Below are 13,476 nucleotides of genomic sequence, written 5' to 3'. Positions count from 1 at the left end.
CGCTTTTTGATGATTAACATCCGGTATGTGTCACGCAATGCTAAAAGGCCTGAAGGTGGCTCAAGTAGCTCAAGTCACATAATCAGCGCAGGTAGTACTCGGTTTCATGACAGTTCTGGCAATGGCACTAATACAGGCATTGCGGCGAATCCAAATAAGATGGGCAATCTAGAATGCAGAAAATCACCATTCACGGGTGTATTTGTTGTCAATACGCCAGCACATGATCACTCAGGCGTATCTCATCTGGCTGAACACATGTGTTTTCGTGGGTCGCCTTACTACCCTGCCGACCATGAGCTTTTTGTAGCAAATGCTTTGCTACCCTTGTCGATAAACGCGACGACCTACTCAGGCTGTACGTATTTTTATGTGCAATCTTATAATCAAGCGCTTTTTATCAGTGCGATTCAATACCTGTATAGCGGCCTAGTGAATACCCATTACGAAAAGAGTAAATTTGAAGCAGAGCGAAGTGGCGTTCTCGTTAATGAACTCACGCTGCTTGAACGCAATATCGATTATTTGAATAACATGGCCATACGCCGATGTGATACCAGTACCATGGCTTACAAACATGCCGGAGGGTTTTCTGATTCGGTATTAAAAATTGGTTTTGACGACCTCATTGATTATAAGAAGAGATGGTATGACGGTGAACACATCACCCTTTTAGTCAGTGGTGCAGATACTGACGGCGATGAAATCATCTCATTAAGTAGACAGGCTATAGCAGAAATTAATGCCAAAGGCTGTAATACAAAGTTATGTGATGCTATGCCTCTTAATGAGGCCGCTGAAGTGCCCGCAAGTACTTTGAAACGAAATACCTCAGTTCCTGTTTGCCACATGAGACGTCACCTTACGAATAATCATCAAGTGAAGCCTATCGAAAACGATGTGTCTACGTGGTGGGTGCCACAGGAATTTACTTACGACTTACTTGATGTCGAACACCAGATTAAAAGCAGGTTTATTGCTTTAGGCCACTTCTTTATCGATGATGAAGTAAACCATGCAGGCATGATTGCTCTTCGATTTGTGCATAATACCAAGACCAGTACTCAAGCGCGTACAGATGCGCATAAAAAAGTGGTGTCGGTATTAACTGAGTTCAACGTAGAAGCCAAACCTCGTTTATTTACAGACAATAAATTACCCCAAGCAGTACAGCAACTTATTCGAGATTATCACCAGCAAGCGAATTCTCGGTATAGCGAACCACACTCGTCTTTAAAAACAAAACCGTTTACCGAGCACCTTAATAATGTGCATGTTTGCCGAACAGGTAAGCATGAAACGTATGACAAAAGTGAGCGCGCAGACAGACCCAAAAAAAATAATTGGGTTTCTACAACAGAGGTTGCCGTTGAGTTAAAAGACAAAAAAAGCGCGCAACTCGCGGCCGACTTTCCCTCGCTATTATCACTAGAAAACTTACCAGCATTACCTAAATTACTGCATAAGCTCGCCGAACCGTCTGTTAAGGCGGCACAAAATTCTGAGGAACGGTTTCAGTGTATTGGCAATAACTGGGTATACAGGGTTGATGCCCAATTCCATCGCCATCTTATAGTTATCATGACTAGCGCCTCGTTTTGGCAACCTCGTACTACCGGAGAATGTTATGCACTAGGGGTAGCGCGTTTTCATGAGCATACCTTTATTTATGGGGCGCAAGATAGGCAGGCGTCGCTCCGCGAAGTTTGGTGTAAAAACACGCTCACCCAAAATGACCTTAATACTGGTATAAGTAAAAGCCCTACTTAATAAAAATTCGTTACTTGGGATTTTCATGTAGTACCAATTTACGAGCTTTCCTCCCTCTTTAGGAGGATATTTTTCGGGACCCACCTACACGATACTGATTGCATACTCGTTCATAGAAGAATCAGGAACATGCTAATAAAACACACAACGCCTTTAGCTTACGCACTCATCGCTTCAAGCGTGTCTCTAGCGCTTTGCAGTAACGCCTCCGCCAATACTAAAACAGACAGTCTGCTAGCAAACAACGATGTAGAAGTAATAGAAATCCATGGAGCAACCACACTACAAACCGGGAGTGATGCAGCGCCAATTTTTGGAACCGTTCAATCGCTGTCTCAAGAGGAGATAGAAGCAAGTGTAAGTCGCTCTTTGCCAGAACTCTTGAAAGCACAACTTGCCAGCGTGAATTTAAATGATGCACAAAACAACCCCTTTCAACCCGATTTACAATACCGAGGTTTCACCGCGTCGCCATTGCTAGGCTTGCCTCAGGGAATTTCGGTATACCTAAATGGTGGCAGAATTAACGAGGCGTTTGGCGATACTGTAAATTGGGATCTAATGCCCCTTGATGCTATCGATACAGTGTCACTTTATTCCGGCTCGAACCCGTTATTCGGTCAAAATACACTTGGGGGCGCACTGGCATTAAATACGAAAACAGGCTTTTCCTTCGATGCCAACGAAGTAGATGCCACCGTAGGGCAATATGGCCAGTCTGCGCTGTCGATAGAATCAGGTGGAAACAATGGTAACTGGGGCTATTACATTAATGCCAATCATTATGAAGAAGATGGATGGCGTGATTACTCGCCTTCAGAGGTAAACCAAGTATTCAGTGCAGTGTCTTATCAAGACAGTAAACGACGAATAGATTTTAACTACTTGTATGCCGATAGTGAGCTATTGGGCAATGGGGCTTCACCAATTGAGTTGTTAGAAATTGAAGGTCGTGAAGCGGTTTATACCCACCCGGATCAAACCAATAATGAGCTACATCACTTTAGCCTTTCAGGCGATTTGCAGCTAAGTGACAATCACCTACTCTCGTTCAATGCTTTTTATCGCGACAATGAAACCACCACCATAAACGGAGATGACAGCGACTTTGGCGCCTGTCAATTTACAGATGGCCGCATCACCTTGTGTGAACTGGAAGATGATGACGATGACGATGGCCTTGATGACGATGACGACGATTTTGAAGAGGATGATGACGAACTAGCCACCGTTGGCGATGATGTAGAAGCCGTTGCTTTCATTGGATACGATGAAAATACTGCGCTATCTGACATTTCAGATGTATCTCCTGATGAGATAGACGGCACTTACAACACTGGATTATCAAGTTCAGAAGCCTTTGGGGTTTCTTCCCAGCTTGCCAGCAATTATGAATTATTAGGCAAACCATCGGTACTGGTAATTGGCGCTACCTACAATAAAGGTGATATCAACTATTCTGCCGATACCACCTTTGGCATATTAGAAAATGACACGGCAAGCGACTCCCGAACTGTCATTCCACTTCAAGGGCTCCAATCTGCTGAAGCACGAGTTAGGCTTGATGTAGACACCTCGGCGTGGTCCTTACTCTTTGTTAATACTACCCAGCTTACAGACAAAGTATCACTCAACATAGGGGGCCGGTTCAATCGCGACCATGTACTAATGGAAGATTTAAGCGAAGACGGTGATGACTCTCTTGATGGCGATCATAGATTTACCCAGTTCAACCCTGCCATAGGGCTAGATATTGCGCTTAGTGATACGTCGCAGTTAAACCTAGCGTTTAGCCAGTCATCTAGAACACCAAGCCCTGCGGAATTAAGCTGTGCAGACGAAGATGATCCATGCCGCCTACCTAATGGTTTTGTTGCAGATCCGCCGTTAGATCAAGTCGTCACACAAACCATTGAAGCAAACTATGCCGCGACCTTTAACAACATCGACATGATGCTAAATGTTTACCGTAGTGAGAGTGAAGATGACATCATTTTTCAGCAGGCAGGCTCGGTGGCATCCAGAGGCTACTTTATTAACATTGATGCCACCCGTAGACAGGGCGTTGAGTTCAGCATTAGCTCATTTTGGAAAAAGCTGAATTATCGATTTAATTATAATTATTTAGACGCGACTTTTGAGTCTTCCTTTACTTCTTTCAGCCCATTCAATCCGTTAGGAGCAAATAGACAAGTTGAGGCAGGTGATACCATTCCTGGGCAACCAAAGCACAATATCAAATTTTACCTAGACTACGCGTTTAGCCAACAAACCACCTTGGGTGCAGAAATCATTTCAGCCTCTAGCCAATACTTCCGTGGTGATGAAGCCAATGAAAATGACACCTTAGATAGCTATGTTGTTACTAATCTTTATTTAAACCATCAGTTTAATCACACATTTAGTGCCCAATTACGGGTGAACAATGTATTCGATAAAGAGTATGAAACCTTCGGCACTTACGGCGAAGCTGATGAAGTATTAGAAGATATCTATCCCGATGTGGAAAGCCCCCTATTTGTAGGTCCAGCGCAACCTAGAATGGTAAGTTTAAATGTGAAAGCTAAATTTTAATTTGGCGCAGCTTTAAATTAAAAATATAAACCAAAAATATAAATTAGGCGCCATGCGCCTAATTTTTCTTAGTCCTAAAGAACGAGGCTAACAAGCCTTACGTCCAATGGTTCAAAAGCTATATAAATCTATTATCAATTTTACTGACACCCGAAACTTAAATTAGGGCACATGAGAAAAATAAATTCTCATTATTAAAAAACACCACTCACACTGGGACAGTAAAATGAAAAATAAATTGCTTGTTAAATCATATTTATCTATCGCTATTTTAAGTACGTTAAGTTTGAACAGCTACGCAGAAGAAGAAAACTACTCTTGGAATATCTCTGGCTGGATTAATGAAGGATTAACGTATTACGATGATGGCATTGGAAGTGATGTCGCTCAACTTTCAGATAATGGCACCACACTTGGCAGCCGCATTACCCTTTCTGGTGATTACAAATTAGAAGAGCACGGATTAGATGTGGGTTTCGAAGTCATTATTGAGCCGCTTTCAGGTACACCTAACTATTCAGGCGGTGGCCACCAAACTCCCCTTCTGTTCGCAAACCAAGATAATTTAGATACCTTCAATGGCGGCGATATTGGGCTTCTAGGTAGTAGCCTTCACATTGGTGGGGATTGGGGGAAAGTCACCATCGGCTTACAAAGCTTACCGACCGATAATATTGCTGTACTTGCCGATCCCTCTGGCACTATTTGGTCTGGCATTTCGCCATTATTCCGCGCTAATGGATTCTTCATTCGCGGCATTGACGAAGGTACGACTAATGTTGCCTGGGGTCAGTTTGCACAATGCTTAGCCACACCTGGGCTCGGTATCGGCCTTGACTGTAATGGGATTTACCGGAACGGCGTACGTTATGACTTGCCTAAAATGGGTAATTTTAGCGTGGCAGTTGGCTATGCCAATGATGAAATATACGACATCGCGGTTAAGTACTCAGCCGAACATGGCGGGTTTAAAACAAACCTACATGGTGGCTATTCAGTGAATAAAGACGGCGGCACTAATGTAGGCGGCGACGGCTCATCAACCTTACAATTTCAAACCGGCGTAATGCACCTTGAATCTGGTATTTTCGGTGTAGCTACCTATCAAATGGAAGAAACTGATGATGCGATCATCGGCTCAGGGGACGACACAGATGCCTATTACTTTAAAGCCGGTATTCGCAAGCAATATAACGCCTTTGGCGACTCCGCTTTTTACGCAGAATACGCAAGCTATAACGACCAATACGGTATGGCCCATCTAGACGGTGTAGTAGGCTCTGAACTTAATCAATGGGGGATTGCGGCAGAGCAGTATTTTGGCTCTCGTTTTCTCATTTATGCAAAGTATGAAAATTTAAGTCTCAGCGTCAGTGGCTCTGAAGCAGCACAGTCACTTTATGATAATGCAGAAGATCTCACGCTTATTCAGTTAGGTGGCACCATTTTCTTCTAACTCTCGACTCAAATAGGGAGCAATTCTGCTCCTTATTTAGATGTTTTTTAAGAGTAAGTAATTTTAAACGAAGCTTATATTTACTTGGTACTAAATTATGATGAGATTAATGTTAAGAATTCAAGTGATTATTATCATGGTATTTTTCTCCACGCCATCATTTTCATCAGATACTATTTTATGGCGTGAAAGTGAAAATTCTCTTATTAAAATACAAGACAACAATATTGATGGGAAAAAATTAAAAAATGGCGACATCGCAGAGAGTGAATTAACCGAAAATCTAACTTCTCAACCAGTCGAGATAGATGAACAAGACATATTAAAATTTTTATCTAGTATAAAAATAATAAAAAATAAAAGTACAACTGAACCTCTATTTACAGAGAAACAACAAAACAACCTCGCGAAGTATTTAAGCATAGGCCTAAAAAAAGCAAAGCCTCATCAAGATATATTATTTTCCTTGGCGAAAGAAAAAAGAACCCTAGGAGGACTAAAAAAACAAACTTACTTTATAGCAGGTAGAGCATTTTTCAACGAAGGCCTACTTAATCTCATCATTGGTGAACACAATCGAGTAGCAAACAGCGCCTACGAAATGGCCTACGACCCCACTAACCAAGGGCTTGTTGAATACGACTTTAATTATGGTGAAAGAGTAGTATCAAAATTCCCTTTCAATGAAAAGCTAGCGTTCACTTTATCGGGTGTAACCATGAAGCCTACTAGAACTGATTGGGTCACTGTAAACGTAGCAGAGTTACATAAAACGCCACTGTCGCCCGACATTGTTAAGGAAGCATTAAAACCGAATGAAGATCCGCTAATAGAAAGATTCAAAACCCTTGAAAAGCTTAGAAAAGAGGGGTTAATTACTGAAGAAGAATACGAACAAAAGCGTAAAGCGCTTTTAAGCAATTTATGATGAATTTTAAGGCTTTTTTGTTATAAGACTTCGGTCGTATTTGCTTGCCCACATTGTAACTATTTTGTTAAAATAAATTTAACAAACATAGCGGTAGATTACGTATTGTGTGAGTGCATTTGGGTACTTACTAAGCCGAGGGTAGTAATAGTATGCAAAGAATTCTTATCATTGACGATCACCCTATTTTTCGTCACGCCATGGTGACGATATTAGGCAAAAAATTTCCCGACTCTCAAACCATTGAAGCTAATTCACTCTCTGAAGCGCTTGAGGTACTCGAAGCTGATGCTGCTTTCGATCTTGTGATGCTAGATTTAAATATGCCAGAAACCTGCGGGCTCAATGGCTTACTTGAAATTCGGAATCAGCACCCTAACCTTCCTGTCGTTATCATCTCGGCGGAAACGGAAAAGCACAACATTCTGCAAACCATTTCTTATGGTGCAGTAGGATTCATATCAAAGAGTAGTAAAATAGAAGAAATTGCCACGTCAGTGGAGTCTATTTTTGAGGGTAATGTATGCCTTCCTTCTGAAATTTTACGTACATCATCGACAAGAAACCGAGTGAAAAAAGAAGACGCTATTTCTCTTGATCAAATTCGCTCGTTAACCAGAAAAGAATTAGCGGTTTTGAAATATTTAACCCAGGGTTTAGCTAATAAAGTTATCGCTTATGAGCTCAATATTTCAGAAACAACCGTGAAATCACACGTCTCATCTATTTTGAAGAAATTAGGGGCAAGCAATCGAGTTAAAGTGGTAGCTAGCGCTGCCAATATCGATTTTAATCAGTACGTATTTAACTAATACGTACACAGCATATATGTGTTGTGCCTAGTGTCCTCCCCCTATGGGTTTATGCGAATAGTACTTAAGAAACAGCCGATTTAAGTGCTTGTTTCAAGCGTAGTGAATTAATCGGCTTGTGCAACAGCTGTATATTTGTCCCTTCTAATTCATTTTCTAGCGCTTTAGAATGATTGGCCGTACACAGCATAATGGGCATAGCCGGCATGGTTTGCTTAATATGCTTCGCAATTTCTAACCCGTTCTCTCCGTCATCTAAATGATAATCGACAATAAGCAAATCACACTCGTCAAAGCAGTTGTCCATCACTGCCATGCATTGTGCAAAACCTGAAAATGTAACGACTTCCACACCCCAATTTTCGAATAGCGTCTGCATGGCTATCCGCATATTGGCGTCGTTGTCGATATGCCAAATTTGTTTATCTAAAAGGTTATCAGGCAAGCTATCTTGAGATACCGCATCAAATGAAGCCTCGTGCTCAATTGCTTGAATAGATGCAAGGGGCACCGTTAAAGTAAAACAAGATCCTACCCCTTGCGTAGATATAACGTTGATATCATGCTCTAGTAGACGACTCATTTTATCAACGATATAAAGCCCAAGTCCTAAACTGTAAGAATAGTTAAAGTCATTTTCCAATCGACTAAATTCTTTGAAGATTACAGCTTGATCGGCTTGGCTTATTCCAACCCCTTGGTCGAATATACTGATGCGAAGATGGTTGCCTTTCGTCCTTGCCACAAAAAGCACTTTCCCTTTTGCACCGTATTTCATGGCATTACTTAGTAAATTACGAAGAATTCGTGACAGCAAACTTAAATCGGTATGCACAATAGCGTCTTGGAATTTATAACGAAAATTTACTTCATAGTCGTGACTGATGTGGCTGAACTCCTCAGCTAACTGCGTTAGCAATGGGAGTGCATCCTCTCGCTTTTTGTCAGGTTGCACCACACCCGCGTCTAATTTCGATGTCTCAATCAGAGTACGGATTAGGCTGTTTAAGTCGGATAGTGAGTTATCTAAGGCACTTACTATTGGTTCAGCAGATGCTTGTACTTGGTCTCTTAAAGACTCATTAAATAAAATAGCCGCACTTAAAGGCTGCATTAAGTCATGACTAATGGCCGCTAAGAATTTGCTCTTTGAATTCATCGCTTCTTGCAGCGCAATATTTGCGTGATTGAGTTCTCGAGTACGCTTTTCTACATTTGACTCTAGCTGGTCTTTCGCTGCTTGTAGCTGTTGTTTACTTCTTACTTGGTGTGACACATCAGTAGCAAGAACAAAATGCCCTTCTATTTCATTCTTATCATTGAAATGGGGTAGATAGACTTTTTGTAAGAACCCAATATCACCTTTTGCGTTAGTTTCTTCACTTTGAAAACTAACCACTTCTCCTTTATTTACTCGCTCTACATAATGAATAAGACGAGGATAGACGTGTTTGAGGTGGCTTTGTTCCATCGCTACGCCGTACAAGGGTTCTTCTCCTAGCCCATACCAATCTCGATAACCCTTGTTGGTGTATAAGAAGTTTTTATCTGTGCCGATATAGGCGATAAGTGCGGGCACATTATCGGTGATCATGCGGATCCAACTTTCGTTCTGCTTCAAGGTTTCCGCATACTGATGCTGAGACGTCACATTGGTAAAAGTACACAGGGTGTTTCCGTCAGATAGCAGAGTAATTCGCCTATCGACTACCAAGTTCTCGTTGATAATTTGGGTGGTATCACCCCCGTTCTCAAGGTTTAAACCGCTCCAGTCAGCATGCATTTGCAGAGAATAAATATTCTTACAATCAAACATTGCCTGCTTCGACAAATTAGATTGGGTTATAAACGTATCGTTCCAAAAGGCAACGCCGCCCTCTTGGTTAATAAGCAAGATACCAACATCAACATTATCAATAAGACTTTGCAGCAGTTTGTTTTTCTCTTTAATTACCTGCTCATATCGGTTTGACTCATTTAACTTCACTTCAGTGATATCGTTAAACAAGATAACTTTCCCGCCCTCTTGTGTGCGACGAATAGTGAGTTGATACCACCGGCTATTAGACAGTTGATAGATAACACGCCCTTCGGAGTCAGGAGGAAGCACGCGGCGAATAACCCCTAAATGTTTGGCAAGTTGAGTAATATCATAATAATGGTCACCAATTTTGGGCGTAATTAAATGGTTGTCCCACACAGTTACAAAATGCCGATTGAAATAAACCACTGCCCCTCTACTATCGAGCAATACCATCGCTTGGTTGATACTTTCGATAGCGTCATTTAGGCGCTGCTTGAGTTGATTAGTTTCTTGATTAGCGCGTGCAATTTCAGTATTCGACTTTTCTAACTTCTGCAGCACGATTTGCAATGCTTCGGTTTTCTCGTTTACTTTTTCAGATAACTGCACGGCATGTTCAAAGGCCCGGTAACTATGGTGATTGAATCCACCTTCTTCGATACGATACATAAGCGCAGCGTTAATCTTTTCAAGCTTTTCATTTTCATCGATTTGGCGTGTGAGTTCGCGACGTAGCTTCTCTAGTTCAGTTTCCTCGTGCGCTTTATCCTCTTCAATCTCTGGGAACGCTTCATTCTTATTACGCGCTAGGTTCTCTTCATTACTTTGAGAGTCAATGGTTTGGTGCTGCTCAGTTTTTAGCAAAGTACACCCCCGTGAAGGTCTGGTTTAAATGCACCGAATGAATATGTTCGCCATAAGCATTAAACCCGCCTACATGATATTTTTGCTGCAATCGCTGAATTTCAGATTCTTTTTTGTTTTGTTCAATTTCTAAACGCCGCAAAAAGCAATCACAGGTATACACAAATTCGGCCTCTCCTAACTCCTGAGTTAGCGTTTCTAACTTGTTCTCTAGAACATCGATACAATCACCAAGTTGCACAAAGGTAAGAATAATGCCGATATCAACCGCACAGTAAAACGTTATAGCGTTGGTGGCCAAATCTACTTTTTGTATTGAGCGGATAAAATACCTATCCCCTACTAGTACCGCCAATGGGAATACTGAAAACACATCTGGGGTTAGATCAGAAGCCTTTAACCCAAGCAAACTTGCATAGTATTGCGCAGCGGGTTCGCCGTTAATCTCGTAAACCGTACGAGACTCTGGATCAGCTTTGGTTACCACCAACTTAGACACTGGCGAGTCGATATGATCGACAGAAAAAACAGAGAACGCTTTACCGGTTCCTATCAACATTAACACTGCTGCGTTTTGATGAAATTTCCCCTGATAAAAAACATAGGTGGCTTCAAGTTTTAAATCGTCACCAGCACTGCCGCCTAAATGAGGAATATTGCCGAACGCTGTGGCAAAGGTCTCTAAAAAATGTTCTTCGTGTCGGGTTAGCCCGTCTAGCACAGAAATGACAAAGTGCTGATTGGTATCGTACCGTTTATCTCGTGCCTGCAAGGTATGGCGCAATCCACTTGCAATGTCATGGGCTTCGTCAAAATTAATTTTATCTACGTTTGAAACTAACGCGGTAGCTATGGAAAAATCATGCTTTAAGAAAGCAACAACAACTAAGCTTTCGGTACAATACCCGTTTTTATTGAACTCTCCAGCACTAGTGCAACCGACCGTGGGCACATTGACAAACAGCGATGTCATATAATGCGCGACTTCATCTAAATCGAACGACGTTGAAGTATGAAAAAGTACCAGCTCTATTTCATCTAAAGTCGTTTTAGATAGAATTTCACTGGCAACGTCATGACACGCGTCTGCCGCCGCATATACAGCGGACGCTGACTGACTGGCAGGCTTACTCAGCGCGGACAGGATGGAAGTTTTTGACACGTGTTGGCACCTTATTTTTCTTATATTTATCAATTTTGCATAGGTTAGGATTATCTAACGTCACTACGCATTCAAAGCACTGCACACATTCAGCATAATCAATACTGCCATCTTGTTCGATGGCATCTATACCGCATTTTTTCTGCTTACAGAGTTGGCATGGACTACCACATTCTTTACGACGCTCTAAAAGCTTAACTAAAGGGAAGCGGCCTAAAACAGCTAATCCAGCACCCAACGGACACAGGTAGCGACAATATACCTTGTGAATTTTTAAACTTAATCCTAATAGTAAAAGCGCATAAAGTACGAACGGCCAATAGCGTACAAAATGGAGCGTGATCGAGGTTTTAAAGGGCTCAACTTCTGCTAATTTCTCGGCCAATGTTAATGAGTAAAACGACGTTGCAACTAAGCCAACCAGCACGACATACTTAAGCTTTTGCGCATATATATGATGCTTTGGCTTTATTCGAATCTGCCTTATTTTTAACTTTTGTGCAACAATTGCCATAATTTCCTGAAGCGCTCCAAAAGGGCATAACCAGCCGCAATAAAGCCCTCGCCCTACAATAAATAGCGACACAAACACAAAGCACCACAACACAAAAATAACAGGGTCGAGCAAATAGACTTCAATAGAAAAACCATCGGCTAAATCTAGTAGCAATGTATAAATATTAACGACCGACAATTGCCCTTGCGCGTAGAAGCCTATAAAAAACAAGACAAAGAGCAATGATGCCCCTCTAACAACATGCACCATGCGCGAATATTTCATTAGCTTTCGTTGGAAACCAAAGAACAACGACAGCGCAACTAAGTAAACAAGCGTAATACTGAGTTCCAACCACCTGCTTTGCCACAACTGCTGCCAAAGCGGCACGCTAGCACGTTGTTGCGCTTCGGGGTTTTCCATGAATAGCGCGTCAGGTAATAAAAACGTGTGGTTAAACAGGTGCTCATCTTGCTCCATAAACCGAGGGCTAAAGGGCAAACTAATCGAGACCGTCATTTCTTGGTCGAGGGACAGCCCACCTTGTGATTTAATCCTAAGTACCTTTATGGTTTCAAACTCTGGCATCGGTTGCTTAAAACTAGGGTCGTAAAAGCTATAAAAATCTAAGTCTCTAGCATCAATAGTAAATGCGGATTGCGAGAGGCGAAAAAACTCTGGCGCAGTTTGAGGAATAAACTCATCACTCACGAAACTAAAGCCTTGGGTATTCATTACCAACAAGGCTACTTCGCCAGGTTTTAAGCTTTCTTGAAGCCTAAGATATTCCTCTTCCCGTAATAGGTTTTTCCCCACAATAGGTAAACTGAGAAAGCCGAAAAAGTGCTCGGAAAATAATGACTCTTGAGGGTCGGTAAAAGCATTCGCCGCGTCGATAACTTCGGTAGGAAGGTCATCTATTTCACTACGGTAAATGGTTTGTTTTTGGATATAACCGGCCGCTACTAGTTGTTCAAAGGTGAGAGTTTCAAAATAATCAGGATTAATAATGCGTGTGCTGGGCAATACAAAACCATCTAACTTAGCCCGTGCTACCGCCAATGCAGAGGTAACAATAGTATCGTTTATCACCAGTACCGACACTGTGGCTTTTGTCACACCATCAAAGTAGGTCGCATTTTTGCCCACATGGCTTTTTCCACCCACCACGAAACGTTCTTTCACATTGTGGCTTTTATATTGCGCGATAAAATCTCTTAGCGACTGCTCACCTAATCCATGCAAAAAAATGGGTTCGCTGTGTTTTTTTATAGCCAGATCGGCAAAATTACCGTGGGTGTCCAGTCCAATTAACACATTGACTGGTTTACCTGAGAAACCAATAAAGTCGACAAAGTCTTTCGATTCAAACACGTAACCCAGCAATTGCTGCAATTGATAAACCGGTATTACGTTAATGTCAGTGTGCGCATTGCCTACACGAGTAGCGGTAGGGAATAATTGGCGTACGTCTTCGGGAATGTCAGTGGCGTCGGATTGTGCGAAAACCGGCGTTACAGCGGTTACTGATAAACAGAGCAAAATACAAAGTAGTAGATACGCTTTTAGCATAACAAAATAAGGCAGCACCTAGGTGCTGCCTTCCCACT

At 41.9% G+C, this 13,476-nt stretch carries 8 protein-coding genes; 5 read left to right on the top strand and 3 right to left on the bottom strand.

What is annotated here, in order from left to right:
• The first annotated feature begins 9 nt into the window (after window positions 1–9).
• From J5X92_RS18575 to J5X92_RS18555, 5 genes are all read left to right on the top strand, one after another.
• A complete protein-coding gene (locus J5X92_RS18575) occupies window positions 10–1,770 on the top strand; it encodes an insulinase family protein (protein WP_208806273.1) in 1,761 nt (586 codons plus the stop codon).
• A gap of 129 nt (window positions 1,771–1,899) precedes the next feature.
• Entirely contained in the window at window positions 1,900–4,344 is a 2,445-nt protein-coding gene (locus J5X92_RS18570) for a TonB-dependent receptor (protein ID WP_208806272.1), read from the top strand.
• Window positions 4,345–4,570: 226 nt separating this feature from the next.
• The gene (locus tag J5X92_RS18565; RefSeq protein WP_208806271.1) at window positions 4,571–5,800 is read left to right on the top strand and encodes a porin; all 1,230 of its coding nucleotides are present in this window, start codon (window positions 4,571–4,573) and stop codon (window positions 5,798–5,800) included.
• A 97-nt stretch (window positions 5,801–5,897) separates the two neighbouring features.
• Complete coding sequence (locus J5X92_RS18560) at window positions 5,898–6,728, top strand: SHOCT domain-containing protein (RefSeq protein WP_013782724.1); 831 nt, start codon at window positions 5,898–5,900, stop codon at window positions 6,726–6,728.
• A gap of 152 nt (window positions 6,729–6,880) precedes the next feature.
• Window positions 6,881–7,540, top strand: a complete 660-nt coding sequence (locus J5X92_RS18555; protein ID WP_013782723.1) for a response regulator transcription factor — start codon at window positions 6,881–6,883, stop codon at window positions 7,538–7,540.
• A 64-nt stretch (window positions 7,541–7,604) separates the two neighbouring features.
• Here the strand turns inward: J5X92_RS18555 and J5X92_RS18550 are convergent, their stop codons facing one another.
• Genes J5X92_RS18550 through J5X92_RS18540 form a run of 3 tightly spaced genes read right to left on the bottom strand, consistent with a single transcriptional unit; the run spans window position 7,605 to window position 13,438 of the window.
• The gene (locus tag J5X92_RS18550; RefSeq protein ID WP_244361064.1) at window positions 7,605–10,208 is read right to left on the bottom strand and encodes an ATP-binding protein; all 2,604 of its coding nucleotides are present in this window, start codon (window positions 10,206–10,208) and stop codon (window positions 7,605–7,607) included.
• The gene (gene nosP, locus J5X92_RS18545; RefSeq protein ID WP_208806270.1) at window positions 10,195–11,370 is read right to left on the bottom strand and encodes a nitric oxide-sensing protein NosP; all 1,176 of its coding nucleotides are present in this window, start codon (window positions 11,368–11,370) and stop codon (window positions 10,195–10,197) included. The genes J5X92_RS18550 and nosP overlap by 14 nt, the downstream gene beginning before the upstream one ends.
• Window positions 11,336–13,438 (bottom strand): 4Fe-4S binding protein, encoded by a 2,103-nt coding sequence (locus J5X92_RS18540; protein WP_208806280.1) that lies wholly within the window; start codon window positions 13,436–13,438, stop codon window positions 11,336–11,338. Before J5X92_RS18540 ends, nosP begins: the two co-directional genes overlap by 35 nt.
• Window positions 13,439–13,476: the final 38 nt, after the last annotated feature.

This window comes from Alteromonas sp. K632G (assembly GCF_017653625.1).
Classification (GTDB): Bacteria; Pseudomonadota; Gammaproteobacteria; order Enterobacterales; family Alteromonadaceae; genus Alteromonas; species Alteromonas naphthalenivorans.
Note: the sequence above shows the minus strand (reverse complement) of the source record. Positions and strands in the feature narration are given on the sequence as shown.

What these genes read in the sequence shown, in the direction of transcription:
- J5X92_RS18575 (WP_208806273.1), top strand. Translation starts at nt 10, where the DNA reads ATGATTAACATCCGGTATGTGTCACGCAATGCTAAAAGGCCTGAAGGT.
- J5X92_RS18570 (WP_208806272.1), top strand. Translation starts at nt 1,900, where the DNA reads ATGCTAATAAAACACACAACGCCTTTAGCTTACGCACTCATCGCTTCA.
- J5X92_RS18565 (WP_208806271.1), top strand. Translation starts at nt 4,571, where the DNA reads ATGAAAAATAAATTGCTTGTTAAATCATATTTATCTATCGCTATTTTA.
- J5X92_RS18560 (WP_013782724.1), top strand. Translation starts at nt 5,898, where the DNA reads ATGATGAGATTAATGTTAAGAATTCAAGTGATTATTATCATGGTATTT.
- J5X92_RS18555 (WP_013782723.1), top strand. Translation starts at nt 6,881, where the DNA reads ATGCAAAGAATTCTTATCATTGACGATCACCCTATTTTTCGTCACGCC.
- J5X92_RS18540 (WP_208806280.1), bottom strand. Translation starts at nt 13,438, where the DNA reads ATGCTAAAAGCGTATCTACTACTTTGTATTTTGCTCTGTTTATCAGTA.